At 71.7% G+C, this 20,290-nt stretch carries 19 protein-coding genes and 1 tRNA gene; 7 read left to right on the forward strand and 13 right to left on the reverse strand.

Going from position 1 to position 20,290, the window contains the following annotated elements; genetic code table 11:
• Positions 1-880: 880 nt before the first annotated feature.
• From metG to rsxB, 3 genes are read left to right on the forward strand one after another with little or no spacing between them, the layout of a single operon-like run.
• A complete protein-coding gene (gene metG / locus VFV21_RS08460; protein WP_329668993.1) occupies positions 881-3,001 on the forward strand; it encodes a methionine--tRNA ligase in 2,121 nt (706 codons plus the stop codon).
• A 7-nt stretch (positions 3,002-3,008) separates the two neighbouring features.
• Positions 3,009-3,590, forward strand: coding sequence for an electron transport complex subunit RsxA (rsxA, locus tag VFV21_RS08465; RefSeq protein ID WP_329668994.1), 582 nt, complete (start codon positions 3,009-3,011; stop codon positions 3,588-3,590).
• A 1-nt stretch (position 3,591) separates the two neighbouring features.
• A complete protein-coding gene (gene rsxB / locus VFV21_RS08470; protein WP_329668995.1) occupies positions 3,592-4,122 on the forward strand; it encodes an electron transport complex subunit RsxB in 531 nt (176 codons plus the stop codon).
• Between the two features lie 10 nt (positions 4,123-4,132).
• Here rsxB and VFV21_RS08475 read toward each other — a convergent pair whose 3' ends face one another.
• From VFV21_RS08475 to VFV21_RS08500, 6 genes are all read right to left on the reverse strand, one after another.
• Positions 4,133-5,011 (reverse strand): TraB/GumN family protein, encoded by an 879-nt coding sequence (locus VFV21_RS08475; protein WP_329668996.1) that lies wholly within the window; start codon positions 5,009-5,011, stop codon positions 4,133-4,135.
• A gap of 26 nt (positions 5,012-5,037) precedes the next feature.
• Positions 5,038-5,997, reverse strand: coding sequence for a DUF1684 domain-containing protein (locus VFV21_RS08480; protein WP_329668997.1), 960 nt, complete (start codon positions 5,995-5,997; stop codon positions 5,038-5,040).
• Positions 5,997-7,772 carry a DNA mismatch repair endonuclease MutL gene (gene mutL, locus VFV21_RS08485; protein WP_329668998.1) on the reverse strand — a complete coding sequence of 592 codons (1,776 nt, stop codon included), beginning with the start codon at positions 7,770-7,772 and terminating at the stop codon, positions 5,997-5,999. Before mutL ends, VFV21_RS08480 begins: the two co-directional genes overlap by 1 nt.
• A 47-nt stretch (positions 7,773-7,819) precedes the next feature.
• A complete protein-coding gene (locus VFV21_RS08490; protein WP_329668999.1) occupies positions 7,820-9,169 on the reverse strand; it encodes an N-acetylmuramoyl-L-alanine amidase in 1,350 nt (449 codons plus the stop codon).
• A gap of 108 nt (positions 9,170-9,277) precedes the next feature.
• A complete protein-coding gene (gene tsaE / locus VFV21_RS08495) occupies positions 9,278-9,736 on the reverse strand; it encodes a tRNA (adenosine(37)-N6)-threonylcarbamoyltransferase complex ATPase subunit type 1 TsaE (RefSeq protein ID WP_329669000.1) in 459 nt (152 codons plus the stop codon).
• Complete coding sequence (locus VFV21_RS08500; protein ID WP_329669001.1) at positions 9,733-11,211, reverse strand: NAD(P)H-hydrate dehydratase; 1,479 nt, start codon at positions 11,209-11,211, stop codon at positions 9,733-9,735. The genes tsaE and VFV21_RS08500 overlap by 4 nt, the downstream gene beginning before the upstream one ends.
• Before the next feature lie 23 nt (positions 11,212-11,234).
• Between VFV21_RS08500 and queG the strand changes: the two genes are divergently transcribed.
• Positions 11,235-12,287 carry a tRNA epoxyqueuosine(34) reductase QueG gene (queG, locus tag VFV21_RS08505; RefSeq protein WP_329669002.1) on the forward strand — a complete coding sequence of 351 codons (1,053 nt, stop codon included), beginning with the start codon at positions 11,235-11,237 and terminating at the stop codon, positions 12,285-12,287.
• 4 nt (positions 12,288-12,291) lie between these two features.
• Here queG and pgi read toward each other — a convergent pair whose 3' ends face one another.
• The 5 genes from pgi to pcnB are packed head-to-tail and all read right to left on the reverse strand — an operon-like array spanning position 12,292 to position 17,379.
• Positions 12,292-13,794 carry a glucose-6-phosphate isomerase gene (gene pgi, locus VFV21_RS08510; protein ID WP_329669049.1) on the reverse strand — a complete coding sequence of 501 codons (1,503 nt, stop codon included), beginning with the start codon at positions 13,792-13,794 and terminating at the stop codon, positions 12,292-12,294.
• A 10-nt stretch (positions 13,795-13,804) separates the two neighbouring features.
• On the reverse strand, positions 13,805-14,653 hold the full coding sequence (gene panC, locus VFV21_RS08515) for a pantoate--beta-alanine ligase (RefSeq protein WP_329669003.1): 849 nt from the start codon (positions 14,651-14,653) through the stop codon (positions 13,805-13,807).
• Positions 14,654-14,658: 5 nt separating this feature from the next.
• On the reverse strand, positions 14,659-15,483 hold the full coding sequence (gene panB, locus VFV21_RS08520; protein WP_329669004.1) for a 3-methyl-2-oxobutanoate hydroxymethyltransferase: 825 nt from the start codon (positions 15,481-15,483) through the stop codon (positions 14,659-14,661).
• Positions 15,484-15,508: 25 nt separating this feature from the next.
• Entirely contained in the window at positions 15,509-16,009 is a 501-nt protein-coding gene (gene folK, locus VFV21_RS08525; RefSeq protein ID WP_329669005.1) for a 2-amino-4-hydroxy-6-hydroxymethyldihydropteridine diphosphokinase, read from the reverse strand.
• Entirely contained in the window at positions 16,006-17,379 is a 1,374-nt protein-coding gene (gene pcnB, locus VFV21_RS08530) for a polynucleotide adenylyltransferase PcnB (RefSeq protein ID WP_329669006.1), read from the reverse strand. Before pcnB ends, folK begins: the two co-directional genes overlap by 4 nt.
• A gap of 117 nt (positions 17,380-17,496) precedes the next feature.
• Here pcnB and VFV21_RS08535 point away from each other — a divergent pair.
• Both VFV21_RS08535 and fdxA read left to right on the forward strand, forming a co-directional pair.
• Positions 17,497-17,572, forward strand: a tRNA-Glu gene (locus VFV21_RS08535).
• A gap of 124 nt (positions 17,573-17,696) precedes the next feature.
• Positions 17,697-18,020, forward strand: a complete 324-nt coding sequence (gene fdxA / locus VFV21_RS08540; protein ID WP_034210635.1) for a ferredoxin FdxA — start codon at positions 17,697-17,699, stop codon at positions 18,018-18,020.
• Between the two features lie 72 nt (positions 18,021-18,092).
• On the opposite strand, the gene VFV21_RS08545 is transcribed toward fdxA, so the two are convergent.
• Together VFV21_RS08545 and dapA are read right to left on the reverse strand one after the other, a co-directional pair.
• The gene (locus VFV21_RS08545; protein ID WP_329669007.1) at positions 18,093-18,665 is read right to left on the reverse strand and encodes a hypothetical protein; all 573 of its coding nucleotides are present in this window, start codon (positions 18,663-18,665) and stop codon (positions 18,093-18,095) included.
• A 58-nt stretch (positions 18,666-18,723) separates the two neighbouring features.
• On the reverse strand, positions 18,724-19,614 hold the full coding sequence (dapA, locus tag VFV21_RS08550; RefSeq protein ID WP_329669008.1) for a 4-hydroxy-tetrahydrodipicolinate synthase: 891 nt from the start codon (positions 19,612-19,614) through the stop codon (positions 18,724-18,726).
• Positions 19,615-19,729: 115 nt separating this feature from the next.
• Between dapA and VFV21_RS08555 the strand changes: the two genes are divergently transcribed.
• Entirely contained in the window at positions 19,730-20,290 is a 561-nt protein-coding gene (locus tag VFV21_RS08555; RefSeq protein WP_034210629.1) for a glycine cleavage system protein R, read from the forward strand.

Raw genomic sequence — 20,290 nt, forward strand, 5'->3', positions numbered from 1 at the left:
CGCTTCCGCGGCGCCGCCGGTACCTCCGACTTGGGAGCCCAACGGAAGGCCCGCAGCCGCGCGCTCCGATGCTTGCGCGTGCGGGGTCCACGACCAAGGCACGGCATTTTTCTCGCTGATCCGGTGGGCTGACCCGTGCGAGGCAAGTGGTCGCTGACGGCCCATCGCGCGCGTCCCTACGGACGCGAGGTGGGGCGTCCTGGCCAGCGTGGAAGGTGGCCAGCGCGGGAGACCTATCCGCCCGGCGGCGGGTGTGGGTGCAAGGCGAAGCGCCCCGGTCCATGCTTTTCCGATGGGCGCACCGACAATCCGCTGCGCGCCCACGGCGTCTGGGCGCACGAGCCGTCAAGCCGTCTAGCGCTTGAGCACTTGAGCGCTTGAGCGTTCGGGCCCCTAGCTCTTCTCCAGAACCATCCAGTGCCATCGCCGTCGCGACGGAGCGGTCGGAAAAGCATGGCCCACCACAAAGGCCAATGCCCCTCACCCGCCGCCGGGCGGATAGGTCTCCCGCGCTGGCCACCTTCCGGGCTCGCGCCGGCGCAACACCTCGCGTCCGTAGGGACGCGCGCGATAGGCGTCAGCGGAGTTCAGGGCGCGAACGGGTTAGCCAAACCGGATCAGCAGGAAAAATGCCCAGCCTTGGTCCGGATCGATACGCGCAAGCATCGGAGCGCGCGGCCACGGGCCCTCCGTCCACCAAACCCGATGACACGCACCGGGGACGCCGCGGAAGCGCAGGTCGCTTCCTCCGACATAAAGGCTTCACGGAGGAGGAAGCGACCTGCGCTTCCGCGGTGGCCCCGGCGCCATATCCCGCAGTACCGCAAGGACCGCAGACCTAGGATAATCGCGGCCTGCCCTTGCCCTTCGTTGCCTGCCCATGCCCGCGCCTGCCCTCGTCACCACCGCCCTGCCCTATGCCAACGGGCACCTGCACCTCGGCCACCTGGTCGGGTACGTGCAGGCGGATATCTGGGTGCGGGCCCGGCGCATGGCCGGCGGCACCACCCACTTCGTCTGCGCCGACGACGCGCACGGCACCCCGATCATGCTGGCGGCCGAGAAGGCCGGCACCAGCCCCGAGGACTTCATCCGCGGCATGCAGGCCAGCCACGAGGCCGATTTCGCGGCCTTCGGCGTCGCCTTCGACCACTACCACTCGACCCACTCGGACGAGAACCGCGCGCTCGCCAGCCTGATCTACACCCGCCTGCGCGACGGCACCCATGGCGCCAAGGCCATCGCCCGCCGCTCGATCCAGCAGCTGTTCGACCCCGAGCGGCAGATGTTCCTGCCCGACCGCTACATCAAGGGCGAGTGCCCGAACTGCGGCGCCGCCGACCAGTACGGCGACAACTGCGAGGTCTGCGGCAAGGCCTATTCGCCGACCGAGCTGAAGAACCCGCGGTCGGTGGTCTCGGGCGCGGTGCCCGAGCTGCGTGACTCCGAACATTACTTCTTCGAGCTGGGCAAGTTCGAGGGCTTCCTGCGCGAGTGGCTGGCCGGCGACGTGGCGCACCCGTCGGTGAAGGCCAAGCTGGGCGAATGGCTCGAGGGCGGCCTGCGCGACTGGGACATCAGCCGCGACGCGCCCTACTTCGGCTTCCCGATCCCGGACGCGCCGGGCAAGTTCTTCTACGTCTGGCTGGATGCGCCGATCGGCTACCTGGCCAGCTTCAAGGCCTTTTGCGACCGCGGCGGCGCCGACTTCGCCGCCTTCACCGAGGCCAGCCGCAACGCCGCGGGCGAGACCGAGATGCACCACTTCCTCGGCAAGGACATCATCAATTTCCACGGCCTGTTCTGGCCGGCGATGCTGCACGGCGCGGGGCTGCGCACGCCGACGGCGCTGCACGTCAACGGCTACCTCACCGTCAATGGCGCCAAGATGAGCAAGTCGCGCGGCACCTTCGTGCAGGCGCGCACCTACCTCGACAGCGGCCTGAACCCCGAGCACCTGCGCTACTACTTCGCGGTCAAGACCGGCGCCGGCGTGGTCGACCTCGACCTGAACCTCGACGATTTCGTCGCGCGCGTGAACGCCGACCTGGTCGGCAAGTTCGTCAACATCGCCAGCCGCTGTGCCGGGTTCATCTCCAAGCGCTTCGACGGCCAACTGGCGGACGAACTGCCCGATCCGGCGATGTACGCGCGCTTCGTCGCCGGCGTGCGCGACGTCGCCGCCAGCTACGCCCGCGACGAATTCGGCCAGGCCATGCGCCAGGTGATGGCGCTGGCCGACGAGGCCAACCGCTACATCGACGAGCGCAAGCCCTGGGTGATCGCCAAGCAGGAAGGCGCCGACGCCGAGCTGCAGGCGGTCTGCACGCAGGGCCTGAACCTGTTCCGCCTGCTGGCCGCCGCGCTCAAGCCGGTGCTGCCGGCCACGGTGGCCCGCGCCGAGGCCTTCCTGCGCGCGCCCGTCGCGCACTGGGACGACGTCGCCGCGCCGCTCACCGCCCACGCCATCGCCCCGTTCGAAGCCCTGATGACCCGCATCGACCCGAAGCAGATCGAAGCCATGACCGAAGCCAGCAAGGAAGACCTCAAGCCCGCCGCCGTTCCGGCCGCCGCCCCTGTGGGCGGGACTGTAGGAGGGCCTTCAGGCCCGAAGCCTTCCGCGAAAAGCTTCGGGGCTGAAGCCCCTCCTACAGAGGGCAAGGCCAGCGCCACGATAGGCATCGAGGATTTCGCCAAGCTCGACCTGCGCATCGGCAAGGTGCTCGAGTGCGGCTTCGTGGACGGCTCCGACAAGCTGCTGCGCTTCCTGCTCGACGCCGGCGAACTTGGCCAGCGCCAGATCTTCTCGGGCATCCGCGGCAGCTATGCCGAGCCGGAGAAGCTGGTCGGGCGCTCGGTGGTGTTCATCGCCAACCTCGCGCCGCGCAAGATGCGCTTCGGCCTGAGCGAGGGCATGATCCTCTCCGCCGGCTTCGACGGCGGCGCGCTGGCCCTGCTCGACGCCGACGCCGGCGCCCTGCCCGGCATGCCGGTCCGGTAAGCGCGCCGTGGAAGACATCGCCCTGCTGCTGGTCGGCGCGGTCTTCGTCAACAACTTCGTGCTGGTGAAGTTCCTCGGCCTGTGCCCGTTCATGGGCGTGTCGCGGCGCATGGACGCCGCCTACGGCATGGCCCTGGCCACCGGCTTCGTGCTCACCCTGTCGTCCGCGCTGGCCTGGGTCGTGCACCACTGGATCCTGCTGCCGCTGGGGCTGGAGTACCTGCGCACGCTCGGCTTCATCCTGGTGATCGCGGCGGTGGTGCAGTTCACCGAGATCGTGATGAACCGGCAGAGCCCGCGGCTCTACCGCGTGCTGGGCATCTACCTGCCGCTGATCACCACCAACTGCGCCGTGCTCGGCGTGGCGCTGCTGAACGTGCAGGCGCGGCACGACCTGCTCGAATCGGTGCTGTACGGCTTCGGCGCCTCGCTGGGCTTCGGCGGGGTGCTGGTGCTGTTCTCCGCCATGCGTGAGCGGCTCGAGGCCGCCGACGTACCGGCCTCATGGCGCGGCGCGCCGATCGCGCTGGCCACGGCCGGCCTGATGTCGCTGGCCTTCATGGGCTTCGCCGGCCTGGTGCCGGCCTGAGATGACGGCGACCTGGCTGCTGGTGGTCGCGCTGGCCGCCCTGCTGGGCGCGGCGCTGGGCTGGGCCGCGGTGCGGTTCCGGGTGCAGGCCGATCCGATGGTCGAGCGCATCGACCGCCTCCTGCCGCAGACCCAGTGCGGCCAGTGCGGTTTCCCGGGCTGCAAGCCCTATGCGCGCGCGATCGCGGCGGGCGAGGCCGACATCAACCAATGCCCGCCGGGCGGCGAGGCCGGCGTGCGCGCGCTGGCCGAGCTGCTGGGCCGCGAGCCCAAGCCGCTCAACCCCGGGAACGGCGTCGAGAAGCCGGCGGTCGTCGCCGTGGTCATCGAGGCCGACTGCATCGGCTGCACCAAGTGCATCCAGGCCTGCCCGGTGGATGCGATCGTGGGCGCGCCCAAGCGCATGCACACGGTGATCGCCGACCTGTGCACCGGCTGCGAGCTGTGCCTGCCGCCCTGCCCCGTGGATTGCATCGCGTTGGTGCCGCCGGCGCCGCGGCCCGGCGCGGTGCGCTGGCCGCGGCCCGCCTGAGCGGGTTCGGTCAGAGCCGCTCGACCGTGTAGCCGGCCTCGCGCAGCAGGTGCACCAGGCCGTCCTCGCCGAGCAGGTGCATCGCGCCGACCACCACCAGGGTTTCGTCGCGGTCCTGCTGGTCGAGCATGGCGCGCACCTTCGGCAGCCAGGCGCGGTTGCGGGCCACGTTCAGGCGCTCGTAGAGGTCGGGGTACTCGGCCTTCATCTCGGCGCCGGTCATCGCATACAGCGCCTCGCCGTCGCCGGCGCGCCAGAGCGCGTGCATCCGGTTGATCTCCTGCTCCATCGCGGCGACCTCGCCCAGCGCGTCCTGCAGCTGCTGCAGCTGCTCGCCCGGGCTCATGCCGTCGAACATGGCGAACTGCTGGTCGGCGGTTTCCAGCGCCCCCACCTGCTTGCCAGCGGCCTGGGCGCGCTCGGCGAAATGCTTGTCCAGGCCCAGCGAGGAATCCAGGCCCGCGATCTGCATCTCGGTGATGCCGATCACCAGCCCCACGAACCAGGTGTCGAAGCCCTGGAAGTTCTGCAGCGCGATGCCGCGCTTGCCGGCGTAATCCACCAGCTGCGCCCAGGTCTCGCCCGGCAGCGCCGCCTGCAGGGTCTTGCCGTCGGCGCGCTGGGCCACCACCGCCATCTTCTGGCCGAGCGCCGGATCGTTCATTTCGGCGGGCGAGAGCTCGAACACCACCTTCTCGGCGTCATCCAGCGCGGCATAGGTGTCCGGCGACAGCGGGTAGTCGCCGGCCTTGAGCAGGTGGAAGGAGCCGAGCAGGTAAATGGCGTTGTCGGCATCGCTGACCTTCCAGAGCAGGGGCTTGGGCGGTTCGGCGAATGCGCTGCCGGCGACGGTGGCCAGCAGCAGGGTGGCGAGGAAGCGGATCGACATGGGTCGGGGGTCTCTTGGCGGGGGGACTATTCGGGAAACGGCAGCGGCTTCTTCTCGCCCGCCTCGACCCGCAGGTCGAGCCGGTTTTCCGGCAGCGGCATCGGGCAGGTCGAGTAAGGCGTGAACGCGCACGGCGGATTGTAGGCCTTGTTGAAGTCGAGCACGGTGGTGCCATCGGCGCCGACCGGGTCGGCGTAGACCATGCGCGAGGCGGAGTAGGTCTCGTGGCCACTGGTGCGGTCGGCGAAGGTGAAGAACAGCCGGCCGTCGCCCTCGTCCACCGCCTCCATGCGGAAGGTCTTGCCGTCGGCCTCGAAGCTCAGCGTGCCCGGGTTCGGCATCGGCTCGACCATGCCCAGCATGTTGACGATCTCGACGGTCTTGCCGGGCGGGTGCGCCTCGAAGCGCGCCACGAAGCGCATGCCGGGATTGATGTCGAAGTACTCGATGCCCGGGAAGCGCGTGCGCGTCGGCGCGAAGGCGTTGCGCACCCGCAGCGCATACCGGTCGGCGCGCTTGATCAGCACGAAGCTGGCGTCGCCCTTGTTAAACGACACCACCGTGGGCGGGCCGTCGGCGTCCGACGCCATCGGCACCAGCGCCTCGGGCTCGGGTGCGACGCCGTCCACCATCACTTCGGTCTCCACGCCCGGGTGCAGCTTCAGCGTCGCGCTGCCGTCGCGGGCCAGGGTCAGCATGCCCACCTGCGCCGGACCCACCGCCAGCCGGGTGCCGTTGTCCTGCGCCGAACCAACGTAGGTCGAGCCGGGCGTGAGCCAGTGCAGGCCCACCAGCGACAGCCAGCCGTCGGGGCGCTTGAGCGCGGCCAGCCGCTGGTCGCGCCAGGCCAGGATCTCGCCCTCGTAGGCCAGCTTCGCCGCGCGCGCGGCCCGCTCGGCGTTCTGCGACTGCGCGGCCTCGTCGGCGCCGCCGCAGCCGGCCATCGCGGCCAGGGCCGTGACCCACAGCAGGTGTCGGAATTTCATCAGCGCCCCCTCAGGAACAAGCGATCGAGTTCGGATTTGCTCAGCTGCACCCAGGTGGGGCGGCCGTGGTTGCACTGTCCGCTGCGCTCCGTGGATTCCATGTCACGCAGCAGGGCATTCATTTCCGGGAGCGTCAGGCGCCGGTTGGCGCGCACCGAGGTGTGGCAGGCCAGGGTGGAGAGCAGTTCGTTGCGGGCTTCCTCCAGCTTGCGGCTGCTGCCGTGCTCGCGCAGGTCCGACAGCACGTCCAGCACCAGGGCCTTGGGGTCGAGGTCGGCCAGCAGGGTCGGCACGCTGCGCACGCTCAGCGCCTGCGGGCCGGAGCGGCGGATCTCGAAGCCGTAGCCGGCCAGGGTGTCGGCGTGCTGCTCGGCGATGTCGGCCTCGCGCTCGGACACCGCCAGCGGCAGCGGCACCAGCAGTGGCTGCGAACGGATGCCCTCGCCGTCGCGCGCGGCCTTGAGCCGCTCGTAGGTGATGCGCTCGTGCGCGGCATGCATGTCCACCAGCACCAGGCCCTGCTCGTTCTCAGCCAGCACGAACACACCGTGCAGCTGGGCCAGCGCATAGCCCAACGGCGGCGCCTCGGCTTCGTTGGCGGCGGGCATCGGCGCCGCCGCGCCGACGGCACCGCTCGCGCCGCCGTAGAGCGCCGCGTAGCCCGCCAGCGTGTCGCGCACCGGCAACCCCAGCCCGCCCTGCGCCGGCGCCGTCCAGCCGCCGCCAGCGCCGCCCGCGGGCATGGCCACCGCCTCGTGGCCGGTGGCGGCCAGGCCCGCGCGCGTGGAGGCCAGCGCCTCGTGCAGCGTGCGGTAGATGAACTCGTGCACCAGCCGCTGCTCGCGGAAGCGCACCTCGTGCTTGGCCGGGTGCACGTTCACGTCGACCTGGCGCGGATCGCACTCCAGGAACAACACGAAGGCCGGGTAGCGCCCATGGAACAGCACGTCGGCATACGCCTGGCGAACCGCATGCGCCACGGTGCGGTCGCGCACGGCGCGGCCGTTGACGTAGAAGTACTGCTGGTCGGCGCTGGAGCGCGCCGCGGTCGGCAGCCCGACCCAGCCCCAGAGCCTCAGCCCGGCGCCGGCGTGTTCGACCTGCAGGCACTGCGACGTGAACTCCTCGCCCAGCGCCTCGGCCACGCGACGCACGTGGTCGCCCGCGTCGCGCGCGGGCTTGTAGTGCCGCGTGAGCCGGCCGTTGTGGCTGATGCGCAGCTCCACCCGCGGCCGCGCCAGCGCCAGCGAGCGCAGCCATTCCTCGATGTGGCCCAGCTCGGTGCGCTCGGCGCGCAGGAACTTGCGCCGCGCCGGCACGTTGAAGAACAGGTCGCGCACTTCCACCGTGGTGCCGGCCGGATGCGGGTGCGGCTGCGGCGGCGCGAACTTGCCGCCGTCCACTTCCAGCCGCAGGCCGTGCTCCTGCTGCGCCGTGCGCGAGCTGATCGCGAAGCGGCTGACCGAGGCGATGGAGGGCAGCGCCTCGCCGCGGAAGCCCAGCGTGGCCACTTCCTCGAGGTCGTCGAGCGAGCTGATCTTGCTGGTGGCGTGGCGCGAGATCGCCAGCGGCAGTTCGCCGGCGGGGATGCCGCCGCCGTCGTCGCGGATGCGGATCAGGCGGATGCCGCCCTCTTCCAGGTCGATGTCGACGCGGGTGGCGCCGGCATCGAGCGCGTTCTCCACCAGTTCCTTGACCACGGAGGCCGGGCGTTCGACCACCTCGCCGGCGGCGATCTGGTTGACGAGGGTGTCGGGGAGCTGCTGGATCGGCACGGCGGGCCTCGGGGGAACGAGGCCCGATGATACCAGCGGCGGGCCGATTACTCGGGCGCGGAGGCCAGGGTCGGCGAGACCGGGATGGTCAGGCGCTCGCCGATGCGGACGGTGTCGCCGTTGAGCTTGTTGGCGGCGCGGATGCTGCTCATGGGCACGCCGTGGCGGGCCGCGATCAGGCTCAGGGTTTCGCCGCGGCTGACCACGTGCTGCCGGCTGCCGCCGAACTGGCCCTGGCGGGCCGCGTACCAGGTGCCCGGGGGCGCCTGGTCGGAGAAGTAGGCGCGCAGGCCCCCGTGGATGGCCTCGACCATGCGCTTGCGGTAGCCCGGATCGCTGAGCTTGGCCTCTTCGCCCGGGTTCGAGATGAAGCCGGTCTCGACCAGCATCGAGGGCACGTCGGGCGAACGCAGCACCACGAAGTTGGCGCGCTCGATCTGCGGCTTGTGGGTCTTGCCGAACTGCTTGAGCGAGGCGAGCACCTGCGTGGCGACGTCGTCGGAGACGCGCATGGTGGCGTTCTGCGAAAGATCCAGCAGCACCGCGGCCAGGTTCTTGTCGCGGGCATCGAGCTCGACGCCGCCGACGAGGTCCGCCGCGTTCTCCTGGTCGGCCAGCCAGCGCGCGGCCTCGGAAGACGCGCCGCGAAGCGACAGCACGTACACCGACGCGCCGCTGGCGGCCTTGTTGTGCGCGGCGTCGGCATGGATGGAGATGAAGAGGTCGGCCTGCGCCTCGCGCGCGATCATGTAGCGCTGCTCGAGCGGGATGAACACGTCGCGGTCGCGCACCAGGAAGGCGCGCATGCCCGGGTCGGCGTCGATCTTCGCCGCGAGTTCGCGCGCGATCGCGAGCGTGATGTCCTTTTCGTACTTGCGGGTCGGGCCGATGGCGCCGGGATCCTTGCCGCCGTGGCCGGCGTCGATCGCGATCACGAGCTTGCGGTCGCCGGTGCCGATCACGTCCTGCAGCGTGCGCGCGGGCGCGGGCTTGCCGGCGACGGTCTCGCCTTCGTCGCGCAGGTCGAGCACCAAACGCGAACCGCTGCCGATGTGTTCGATGCGGCTGCGCGGCTTCACCGCGCGCGCGAGGTCGAGCACCACGCGCAGGTCGCCTTCGGCCGGCTTGCCGGTGCGCACGCCGGCGACGACGCCGTTCGGCGCGGGCGCCTTGTAGGCGGCGCCGAGCGACGTGCCCGACAGATCGAGCACCAGGCGATCAGGATTCGAAAGCGTGAAAACCTTGTAGTCCACCGCGCCGGTGAGGTCGATCACGGCGTGGGTGCCGGCGTCGTCCTGCACCACTTTCATGGCATCGAGCCGGGCCGCGTGCGCGTCGAACGCGGACAGGCCCAGGAGGGCCGGGAGCAGCAGGGCGAAGGCGGGAAGGCGGCGCATGGGCGGGATTCAAGCACCGTCCGCAGCGAAAAGCAAGAAAATCCTTTTTAAATCCGGGGCCTGCCGAACCTTCCTAGGATTCGGGTCAGAAGAGGCCCGGAGAGGCCGTCAGGACGCGACCCTGGCCAGCCAGGCCTCGCCGGCCGGGCTGCCCGGCGCGAGCCGGATCCGCCGCCCGGCGCCCTCGACCGACAGCCGGAGCCGCAGGTCCGGGGCCGGCAGGCCGCCCTGCCCCCGCTCGGGCCACTCCACCAGCCACAGGCCCGCCTCGGCGGAGAGCTCGTCCAGGCCGAGGAAATCCAGCTCGGACGCGGCCGCCAGCCGATAAAGATCGAGGTGGGCGGCCTCGCCGCCCGGCACCGGGTAGCGCTCGACCAGGGTGTAGGTCGGGCTGCGGATGGCGCCGGCCACGCCCAGCGCCCGCAGCAGGGCGCGGGCCAGCGTGGACTTGCCGGCGCCGAGGTCGCCCTCGAGGTAGACCACCGCCCGCGGCGGGCGGGTCTGCGCCAGGGCGGCACCGAGTGCCTCCGTGGCTTCGGCATCCGGCAGGAACAGGTCGCGGCTCATCCGGGGTTTGCCATCCGGCGCAGGTGGGGGAACAGGTCGGAGGGCAGCAGGCCGCGCTCGCCGCCGACCCGGGCCGCGGCGTCGCCGGCCGCCGAGTGCAGCAACGCGCCCGCGACCGCCGCCTGGAACAGCGGCAGGCCCTGCGCCACCAGTGCGCCGATCACGCCAGAAAGCACATCGCCCATGCCGCCGGTCGCCATGCCCGGATTGCCGGCCCCGATCACGGCCGGGATTTCGCCCGGCGCCGCGACGATCGTGCCGGCGCCCTTGAGCACCACCGTGCATTGGAAAGCCTGCGCCAGCGCCTCCGCGGCGGCGAAGCGATCCGCCTGCACCGCGGCCTTGTCGCGCGCCAGCAAACGCGCGGCTTCGCCCGGATGCGGCGTGAGGATGGCCTGCGGCACCGCCACCGGATGGTTGGCCAGCAGGTTCAGCGCGTCGGCATCGAGCACCAGCGGCTTGCCCGAGCCCAGCGCCTCCGCGAACAGCGCCCGGCCCCAGTCGCCCTGCCCCAGCCCGGGGCCCACGGCCAGCACCGTGGCGCGTTCGACCAGGGGCCGCAGCGCCGCCGCGTCCTCCACCGCATGGGTCATTGCCTCCGGGCGCGCCGCCACCAGCGCGGCCACGCCCGAACGCCGCGTCGCCACGCTCGCGAGGCCCACGCCGGTGCGCAGCGCGCCCTCGGCGCACAGCCGCACCGCGCCGCCCATGCCCTCCTCGCCGCCGACGCACAGCACGTGGCCGTGCTCCCCCTTGTGGGCGTTGGCGTGGCGCGGCGCCAGCCAGCGCGCCAGGCCCTCGGGGCGGCACAGCCACGCGGCCGGCGTGAAATCATCGAAGGCGCCGATCTTCAGGTCGAGCCGGTCGAGCAGCACCTCGCCGTCGAAATCGCGGGCCATGCCCGTGTACAGGCCGCGCTTGGCGGCGATGAAGCAGAGCGTGGCGCTGGCGTGCACCGCGGTGCCGGCGGCGTGCCCGGTGTCGGCGTCCAGGCCAGAGGGCACGTCCAGCGACAGCACCGGCACGCGCGCGGCGTTGATGCGTTCGATCATCGACTGCGCGGCCTCCGAGGGCGGGCGCGTCAGCCCGATGCCGTACAGCGCATCCACCCAGGCCTCGCAGTCGGGCAGCATGCCGTCGAAGGGGGCAACCGTGCCGCCGGCCGCGCGCCAATCCGCCAGCGCCTGGCGGGCCTGCGCGGTGCGCGGCGTGGCGCCGGGCGGCGTCACCACGCTGACCTTCAGCCCGGCCGCGCGCGCGAGCCGCGCCACCACGTAGCCGTCGCCGCCGTTGTTGCCCGGGCCGCAGGCGACGCCCAGATGGCGCACCTGGGGCCATCGCTGCTGCAGCACGCGCCAGGCGGCCGCGCCGGCGCGCGCCATCAGCTCGTAGGGCGGCACGCCGAACGCGCCGGAGGCCAGTTCGTCCATGGCCCGCACCTGCGATGTCCGGTAAAGCGGCAGCTGTTCGCTCATGCGGGGATTCTATACTTGCCGGGATGCCCGACCTCGCCGCCCTCGCCGAACGGATCAAGACCTGGAGCCGGGAGCTGGGCTTCCAGCAGCTGGGCGTGGCCGGCATCGCCCTGGGCGAGGACGCGGCCCACTTGCGCCGGTGGCTCGACGAAGGCCTGCACGGCCGGATGGAGTACATGGCCCGCCACGGCGACCTGCGCGCCCGGCCGGACGAGCTGGTGCCCGGCACGCTGCGGGTGCTGTCGGTGCGCATGGACTACGGCACCGGCGACGACGCCGCGGCCTGGGACACCCTGGCCGAGGGCGAACGCGCCTACGTCGCGCGCTACGCGCTGGGGCGCGATTACCACAAGGTGATGCGCAACCGGCTGCAGAAACTGGCCGACCGCATCGCCGCCGAGATCGGACCGTTCGGCTACCGCGCCTTCGTCGACTCCGCGCCCGTGCTCGAGCGCGCGCTGGCGCGCGACGCGGGCCTGGGCTGGATCGGCAAGCACACCTGCCTGATCAACCGCGACGCCGGCAGCTGGTTCTTCCTCGGCGAGATCCTCACCGATCTGCCGCTGCCGGTGGATGCGCCGGCCAGCGCGCACTGCGGCACCTGCACGCGCTGCATCACCGTCTGCCCGACCGGCGCGATCGTCGCGCCCTACCGCGTGGATGCGCGCCGCTGCATCAGCTACCTCACGATCGAGCTGAAGGAATCGATCCCGGAGGAGCTGCGGCCGCTGATGGGCAACCGCATCTTTGGCTGCGACGACTGCCAGCTGGCCTGCCCCTGGAACAAGTTCGCGGTGAAGCACGCGCAGCCGGATTTCCAGCCGCGCCACGGGCTGGACGCCGCAGGGCTGGCGGAACTCTTTGGCTGGGACGAAGCCACCTTCCTGCAGCGCACCGAAGGCTCGGCGATCCGCCGCACCGGCCACGCCGGCTGGCTGCGCAACATCGCGGTGGCGCTGGGCAATGCCCCGACCACGCCGGCCGTGCTCGCGGCGCTGGCCTCGCGCCGCGAGGACCCCGACCCGATGGTGCGCGAACACGTGGCCTGGGCGCTGTCGCGGCACCCGAAGGCCTGAGCCCTCAGCGCCGCGCGCGGATCTCGGCCAGCAGCGCGCGGGTGACCGGGTCGCCGGCCGGCATCGTGGCGTCCGACAGCGCCGGCAGCAGTTCGCCGGCAATGCGCTTGCCCAGCTCGACGCCCCACTGGTCGAAGGCGTTGATGCCCCAGAGCACCGACTGCACGTACACGCTATGCTCGTACAGCGCGAGCAGCGCACCCAGCGAATGCGGGTTGAGCTCGTCGAGCAGCAGCAGGGTGGAGGGCCGGCCGCCGGGATAGCCCTTGTGCGCGTCGTCCGACGGCCAGCCGTTGCCCAGCGCCTCGGCCTGCGCCAGCAGGTTCGCCAGCAGCACGTCGTGGTGGTGGCCGTGCGCGTGCGCCGGGCGCACCACGCCGAGGAAGTCCGCGGGCACCGTCTCGGTGCCCTGGTGCAAGGCCTGGAAGAAACTGTGCTGGGCATTGGTGCCGGCGCCGCCCCAGAGCACGGGCACGGTGTCGGCCAGCACCGGGCTGCCGTCGTGGCGCACCGACTTGCCCAGGCTCTCCATCACCAGCTGCTGCAGGAAGGCCGGCAGCAGGGCCAGGCGCTGGTCGTAGGGCAGCACCGCGGCGCTGGCCAGGCCGAGGCCGTTGCGGTTCCAGATGCCGACCAAGGCGTGCCAGGCGGCGAGGTTGCGTTCGGTCGGCGCGGTGAGCACGTGCTCGTCGACGAGGGCCGCGCCCGCCAGCAGCTGGGCGAAACGCTCGCGGCCGATCGCCAGCTGCACCGAGAAACCGACCGCCGACCACAGCGAGTAACGGCCGCCGACCCAGTCCCACATCGGCAGCACCCGTGCCGCAGGGATGCCGAACGCCTCGGCGCATTCGATGTTGGCGCTGACCGCGAACAGGCGTTCGGCGCCGCCCATCCAATCGCGCAGCAAGGTGCCGTTGAGCAGGGTTTCCTGGGTGCCGAAGCTTTTCGAGACCAGGATGCCGGCGGTGCGGGCCGGGTCCAGGCCGCGCAGCAGGTGCTGGGCATCGCTGCCGTCGACGTTGGTGAGGAAGTGGACGCGGAAGCGCCCGGCGTGGAAGTCGCGCAGCGCGTCCACGGCCAGGCGCGGCCCGAGGTCGGAGCCGCCGATCCCGACGCTGACGATGTCGGTGACGTCGCTGGCTTCGAGCATCGCGTGCAGCGCGTCCATCCGGGCTTGCGCCGCCAGCGCCAGCGCCCTCGCCTCGCGCGCGGCCGCGGACTGGCCCAGCCCGCCGCGCAAGGCGGTGTGCAGCGCCGCGCGGCGCTCGGAGGTGTTGACCATCTCCCCGTCGAACAGCGCCCTCAGCGCCGTCGGCAGGTCGGCGGCCCGCGCCATCGCAAACAGCGTGTCGCGTGCCTCCGCATCCAGCCGCTGGCGCGCGAAGCTGGCGTAAAGCGGCCCGACGCGCAGCGCGAACTCACTCGCGCGCGCGGCGTCGACCGGCAACGGGGCCCGGGCCAGGCGTTCGGCCTGGGCCCGCAGTGCCTGCCAGTGCGATTGGTCCAGCCCCACGCCCTCACTCACCGTCGAACTCCAGGTTGTCGATCAGCCGCGTGCGGCCGAGGCGCGCGGCGACCAGGGCGACCAGGCCTTTTTCATCCGGTGACTTGGCGCGGGTGAGGTCGCCGCGGCGCACTTCGGCGTAGTCCACGGTGAAGCCGGCCGCTTCGAGCCGCGCCACCGCCTCGTCCTCGATGCCCGCCACGGGCAGGCCCTGGCGCGCCGCGTCGCGCATGAAGCGCAAGGTCTGGTAGATGCGCGTCGCGGCCGGACGTTCGTCGCCCTGCAGGTACTGGTTGCGCGAACTCATGGCCAGGCCGTCGGCCTCGCGCAGCGTCGGCGCCGGGATGATCTCCACCGGGAAGCTCATCTCGCGGGTCATGTAGCGGATCACCTGCAGCTGCTGGTAATCCTTGCGCCCGAACACGGCCAGGTCGGGCTGCACCATGTTGAACAGCCGCGCCACCACCTGCGCCACGCCGTTGAAGTGGCCCGGGCGGTGCGCACCGCACAGGATGTCGGTGATGCCGGGCACGTGCATCTGCACGCAGCCCATGGTGCCGAACGGGTACATCTGCTCCACCGGCGGCAGGAACAGCGCGTCGCAGCCGGTTTCGGCCAGGCCCTTGATGTCGCTGTCGGGCGTGCGCGGGTAGCGCGCGTAGTCCTCGTTCGGGCCGAACTGGGTCGGGTTGACGAAGATGCTGGCGACGACGCGGTCGGCGTGCCGGCGCGCCAGTGCCACCAGGGCGTGGTGGCCGGCGTGCAGGTTGCCCATGGTCGGGACGAAGCCGATGCTGGCGCCTTCGCGGCGCCACTGGCGGACCTGGGCGCGCAGCGCGGCCAGCGTGGAGTGGGTCTGCATCCGTTTCAGTATCCGTGTTCGGGGGCGGGGAAGCTGCCGTCGCGCACGGCGGCCGCATAGGCCTGGAAAGCGCCCAGCACGGAGCCGCCTTCGGCCAGGAAATCCTTGACGAAACGCGGCCGGCGGTGGCCGCTGTTCATGCCCAGCAGGTCGTGCAGCACCAGGATCTGGCCGTCGCAGGCCGGGCCGGCGCCGATGCCGATGGTGGGGATGGCGACCGCGGCGGTGATCTCGGCCGCCAGCGACGAAGGCACGCACTCGAGCACCAGCAGGTCGGCGCCGGCCTCGGCCACGGCGCGGGCGTCGGCCAGCAGCTTCTTCGCGGCCGCGGCCTCCTTGCCCTGCACCTTGTAGCCGCCCAGCCGCAGCACCGACTGCGGCGTCAGCCCGAGGTGCGCGCACACCGGGATCTCGCGCTCGGCCAGGAAGCGGATGACCTCGAGCTTCGGGCCCGCGCCCTCGAGCTTCACCATCTGCGCGCCGGCCTGCAGGCAGCGGGTGGAGGCATCTAGCGCGCGCTCCGGCGTGGCGTCGGACTGGAACGGCAGGTCGGCGACCAGGAAGGCACCGGACAGGCCGCGCGCCACGCAGGCGACGTGGTAGGCGATGTCGTCCACCGTGACCGGCAGCGTGCTGTCGCGGCCCTGGCAGACCATGCCCAGCGAATCGCCCACCAGCACCAGGTCGATGCCGGCGGCGTCGATGCTGCGGGCGAAGCTGGCGTCGTAAGCCGTGATCGACACGATCCGCCGGCCCTCGGCCTTCATCTTGCGCAGCGCGGGCACCGTCAGGCGGACGCGCGCCGGGGCGTTGGGGTCGTTCGCATACATGGCGTTGGCCCGGGGGGAAGGACCCCTAAGGTATCGCTTCGATACCCGAAACATCCACCGCGGCGAGCAGCGAGGCGACGTCGCCGCGGCCCGGGATGACCAGCGCCGGGGCGATCTCGGCCAGCGGCACCAGCACGAAGGCGCGCTCGTGCAGGTGCGGGTGCGGCAGCGTGAGGCCGGGCTCGTCGATCACTTCGTCGCCATACGCCAGCAGGTCGAGGTCGATCGCGCGCGGGCCCCAGCGGTCGGCCTCGCTGCGCACGCGGCCGAAGCGCGCTTCGATCGCCAGCAGGGACTCGAGCAGCACCTTGGCGGGCATGCGCGTGCGCAGCTCGACCACGGCATTGAGGAACGCCGGCTGGTCCGTCTTGCCCCAGGCCGGCGTGCGGTAGAACGCGGACTGGCGCTGGATGGTGGTCTGGGGCAGCGCATCCACCGCCCAGAGCGCCTCGACCAGCGTGGTTTCGACGTCGCCCTGGTTGCCGCCCAGGCCGACGAAGGCGCGGACCGGGTCGTCCGGCCTCACTCGCCGCCACCCTCGCCCCCGCCCGGCTTGCGCCGGCGCCGGCGGCGCTTCTTCGGGCCGGGCGCGGCGCCCTCGCCTTCGGGGCTGGCGTCCTCGGGGTCGCGCTCGCGGCGCGGCGACTTCGGGTCCAGGCGTTCGGCCAACTGCTCGGGCGCCTGGGCCTGGGCCTCGCGCCAGAAGGCGACGTCGGCCGCCAGTTCGGGGGCGGCGCCGGCGCGCAGCTCGAGGAAGTCGAAGGCGGCGCGGAAGCGCGGGTGCGACAGCAGCCGGAACACGCGCTTGCGCACGCGCTGGGCAAAGCGCGGCTGCAGCAGCCAGATCTCCTGCATCGGCTGCGAGAACCGGCGCGGCAGCGCGATCCGCTGGGCCTGGTGCAGGGTGACGCGATCGGCGGCGCGCTGCTGGGCCACCAGCGGGTCGATGCCGGCCTTCTGCATCACCGCCAGCTCGCGGCAGTACGCCGGCCACAGCAGGGCGGCGAACAGGAAGGCCGGCGTCACCGGCTTGTCCTGGGCGACGCGCTCGTCGGTGCTGCGCAGCGCCTGCAGCACCATCGCGCGCAGGGCGCCGCTGCGGTTGGTCTCTAGCGCGACCGCGGTCTCGGGGAACAGCGCCGGCAGCAGGCCGTGGTTCTCGAGCAGCATGAAGCTGGCCTCGGCGTGGCCGGCCAGGAACATCTTCAGGCACTCGTCGAACAGGCGCGCCGGCGGCGCCGCCGACAGCAGCGGCGCCAGTTCGGGGATCGGCGCGGCGGCATCGGGCGCGATCGCGAAGCCGAGCTTCGCGGCCAGGCGCGCGGCGCGCAGCATGCGCACAGGGTCCTCGCGGTAGCGCTCCACCGGGTCGCCGATCAGGCGCAGCACGCGGTCCTGGCAGTCCTGGTAGCCGCCGCAGTAGTCGCGCACCGAGAAATCCTCGATGGCGTAATAGAGTGCGTTCGCGGTGAAGTCGCGGCGGACCGCGTCGTCCTCGATCGTGCCGTAGACGTTGTCGCGCAGCAGGCGGCCCCCGTCCTCGGTCTCGCGGTCGCCGCTGCCGTCGTCGGTGTTGGCGCGGAACGTGGCCACCTCGATGATCTCGCGGCCGAACACCACGTGCGCAAGCCGGAAGCGCCGGCCGATCAGGCGGCAGTTGCGGAACAGCGAGCGCACCTGCTCCGGGGTGGCGTCGGTGGCGACGTCGAAGTCCTTCGGGTGGCCGCCGACGAGCAGGTCTCGGACGGCGCCGCCGACCAGGTAGCCCTGGAAGCCGCCTTCGCGCAGCTTGTAGAGCACGCGCAGCGCGTTGGGACTGATGTCCTTGCGGGAGATGCCGTGTTCGGCGCGCGGCACGATCAGGGGCGTGAGGGGAGTGGCGATGCGCTTGTCCATTCGGGTCGGGGCGGCGCGGGGTCCTTGCGCGGCGTCTTCGGGCCCGGGCGGGAAGCGGCTTCCCGGCACCGGTAAAGCCCGGTATACTAGCGCCCGCTGCACCGCTTCGCCATCCGCGCTCCCTTCGTCTAGTGGCCTAGGACACGGCCCTCTCAAGGCTGGAACAGGGGTTCGAGTCCCCTAGGGAGCGCCACTCTTCAGAAGGCCCGGCCATGCCGGGCCTTCGCTTTTTGCGGGCCCGCTGCCCCGCCGCGCTGGGCGTCGCCGGCTGCTGCCGCTAGAATCAGCGGCGTTCGCACTTCCCACGAGTCCCGGCCATGCCCTTTGTCGTCATCGAGAACTGCATCAAGTGCAAGTACACCGACTGCGTCGAGGTGTGCCCGGTCGACTGCTTCCACGAGGGCCCGAACTTCCTGGTCATCGACCCCGAAGAGTGCATCGACTGCACGCTGTGCGAGCCCGAGTGCCCGGCCAAGGCGATCTACCCGGAAGACGACGTGCCCGCCGGCCAAGAGGGCTTCATCGCCCTCAACGCCGAGCTGTCCAAGCAGTGGCCGGTGATCACCACCCGCCAGGATCCCCTGCCCGACGCCGCCGAATGGGACGGCAAGCCCGGCAAACTCCCCCTCCTCGAGCGCTGAGCAACAAAAAAAGGGGTCAGAGTGATTATTCGTTTTAAACGAATAATCACTCTGACCCCTTTTTTTCCGGCGTTACTCGGCGAGCTTGTCGCGCAGGAGGGCCAGCAGCTCGGCGGGGGCGCCGGTGGTGACGGGCTGGCCGTCGGCGCCCAGGGCCACGACGCGGGAGCCGGCGGTGGTCGGTTCCGCGCGCAGCAGCACGGTCACGCCGCGGTAGGTCGCCTCGTGGCTGTTGAGCAGCTTGGCGCTGTCGCCCACGCGTACGCCGGCGATGCCCGGCAGCGCCGCGCCCACGCGGCGCCAGGCTTCGTCGGCCGGATCGGCCAGGGTCAATTCGGCGATCCCGGCCACGCCCGAGGCCGGCGGCAGTTCCTCGCCGACGGTGGCGCCACCGCCGAGGTTGCTGGGCGGCAGGTCGCTGCTGACCAGCGGGCCGTTGGCCGCAGCGGGCACCACGATCGCCGCGCCGGCCGGAGGCGTGTCCAGGCCCGCGGGGACGACCAGGGGCTTGCCCTCCCCGCTCTTCTGGTACTCGACGTCCATCCCCAGCTTGCTGCGGGTCCAGGCGCAGCCGGCCTGGGACACCAGGGCCACGGCGAGGGCGCCGCACAGCAGCGGGCGAAGGGAAGGCTTGGACACGGTCATGCGGGATCTCCTGGAGGGCGCTGCGGGCGGACCGCGGCAGGCGCCAATGGTAAGCGGTTCAGGCCAGTTCCTGCTCGACCTGGCGACACAGCGCGGCCATCTGGTCGGCCAGGGCGGCGTGCGGCGCGGACAGGGGCAGCAGCGGCAGGCGCAGGCCATGGCCGATGCCCTGCCGGGCCAGCAGCGCCTTGACCGGGATCGGGTTGGACTCGATGCCCGTGAAGTCGTAGACCGGCTGCAGGCGTGCATCCAGCGACCGCGCCGCTTCCGGATCGCCGGAAGACGCCAGCGCACAGAGCCGCGCGAAGGCCCGCGGGAGCACGTTCGATGCGACCGAGATGACGCCGTCCGCGCCGCCGAGCATGGCGCGCACGAAGGTCGGATCGTCGCCGCTGAGCAGGGCGAAGTCGGCGCCGGCCAGCGGATAGAGCGCGTTCCAGCGCGCCTCGTCGCCGCGCGCTTCCTTCAGGCCGATGATGCCGGGGTGGCGGCACAGCTGCGCGACGGTTTCCGGCAGCAGGTCGCAGCCGGTGCGTCCCGGCACGTTGTAGAGCACCACCGGCAGGCCGCCCTGGGCCGCCACCGCCTGGTAATGGGCGACGAGGCCGGCCTGGGTCGGGCGCACGTACGGCGGCGTGACCACCAGCGCCGCGTCGGCGCCGCCGTCGCGCGCCAGGCGGGTCTGGGCGATGGTCTTGGCGGTGTTGGACTGGCCCGTGCCGGCCAGCACCTTCATCCGGCCGCCGACGCGGGCCACCGCGGTGCGCAGCAGGGTCATGAATTCGTCGTCGGTGAGCGCGGCCGCCTCGCCGGTGGAACCGGCGACGACGATGCCGTGGCTGCCGCCGGCCAGCTGGGCGTCCAGCAGGCGGGCCCAGGCGTCGAGGTCGAGGTCGCCGGCCGCCGTGAACGGGGTGGCCAACGCGGTGATGCTGCCGGAAAGGTGCAAAGGAGAGGCCTTGCGTGGACGTGGCCCGATGTTACTTGCGGCTTCAAAGCGGCGGCAAGTATGCTGGCCGGGACACTTACGCGCGGGTTCATCCGCGCCGCCACGGAACACCGCATTGACCGACCCCGCCGCACGCCCCGCTGCCAACGAGAACCACCTGCTGATCAGCGCCTACACCACGCATCCGCAGTCCCCCCTGTTGGCCGTCACCCGGCGCATTTCCGACAGCGGCTGCAACATGGTCGATGCGCGGCTCTCCACCGTGGGTCGCGACGTCTCGGTCACCGCCCTGGCCGTGGGCTCCTGGGACGCCGTCGCCAAGCTCGAGGCCATGCTCACCCGGCTCGAGCGCGAGGAAGGCTACAAGCTGGTCTGGTACCGCACCGGCCCCAAGGCCCTGCAGTCGAACCTGCTGCCCTACATCGTGGAAGTGGTGGCGGCCGACAAGCCCGGCATCCTGTTCCAGCTGGCTGATTTCTTCGACCGCCAGGGCATCACCATCGAGAGCCTGCACAGCTCGCGCTACCGGGCGATGCAGACCGGCGCCGACATGTTCTCGGCCCAGGTCACCATCGGCATCCCTTCGAACATGCACATCGCCGCCCTGCGCGACGATTTCCTCGAGTTCTGCGACCACCTGAACCTCGACGCCATCATGGATCCGATGAAGTTCTGA

Origin of the sequence: Arenimonas sp. (assembly GCF_036275555.1) — a bacterium.
In the GTDB taxonomy this organism is placed as follows: Bacteria; Pseudomonadota; Gammaproteobacteria; order Xanthomonadales; family Xanthomonadaceae; genus Arenimonas.

What these genes read in the sequence shown, in the direction of transcription:
- metG (WP_329668993.1), top strand. Translation starts at nt 881, where the DNA reads ATGCCCGCGCCTGCCCTCGTCACCACCGCCCTGCCCTATGCCAACGGG.
- rsxB (WP_329668995.1), top strand. Translation starts at nt 3,592, where the DNA reads ATGACGGCGACCTGGCTGCTGGTGGTCGCGCTGGCCGCCCTGCTGGGC.
- VFV21_RS08475 (WP_329668996.1), bottom strand. Translation starts at nt 5,011, where the DNA reads ATGTCGATCCGCTTCCTCGCCACCCTGCTGCTGGCCACCGTCGCCGGC.
- VFV21_RS08480 (WP_329668997.1), bottom strand. Translation starts at nt 5,997, where the DNA reads ATGAAATTCCGACACCTGCTGTGGGTCACGGCCCTGGCCGCGATGGCC.
- VFV21_RS08490 (WP_329668999.1), bottom strand. Translation starts at nt 9,169, where the DNA reads ATGCGCCGCCTTCCCGCCTTCGCCCTGCTGCTCCCGGCCCTCCTGGGC.
- tsaE (WP_329669000.1), bottom strand. Translation starts at nt 9,736, where the DNA reads ATGAGCCGCGACCTGTTCCTGCCGGATGCCGAAGCCACGGAGGCACTC.
- VFV21_RS08500 (WP_329669001.1), bottom strand. Translation starts at nt 11,211, where the DNA reads ATGAGCGAACAGCTGCCGCTTTACCGGACATCGCAGGTGCGGGCCATG.
- queG (WP_329669002.1), top strand. Translation starts at nt 11,235, where the DNA reads ATGCCCGACCTCGCCGCCCTCGCCGAACGGATCAAGACCTGGAGCCGG.
- panC (WP_329669003.1), bottom strand. Translation starts at nt 14,653, where the DNA reads ATGCAGACCCACTCCACGCTGGCCGCGCTGCGCGCCCAGGTCCGCCAG.
- panB (WP_329669004.1), bottom strand. Translation starts at nt 15,483, where the DNA reads ATGTATGCGAACGACCCCAACGCCCCGGCGCGCGTCCGCCTGACGGTG.
- pcnB (WP_329669006.1), bottom strand. Translation starts at nt 17,379, where the DNA reads ATGGACAAGCGCATCGCCACTCCCCTCACGCCCCTGATCGTGCCGCGC.
- fdxA (WP_034210635.1), top strand. Translation starts at nt 17,697, where the DNA reads ATGCCCTTTGTCGTCATCGAGAACTGCATCAAGTGCAAGTACACCGAC.
- VFV21_RS08545 (WP_329669007.1), bottom strand. Translation starts at nt 18,665, where the DNA reads ATGACCGTGTCCAAGCCTTCCCTTCGCCCGCTGCTGTGCGGCGCCCTC.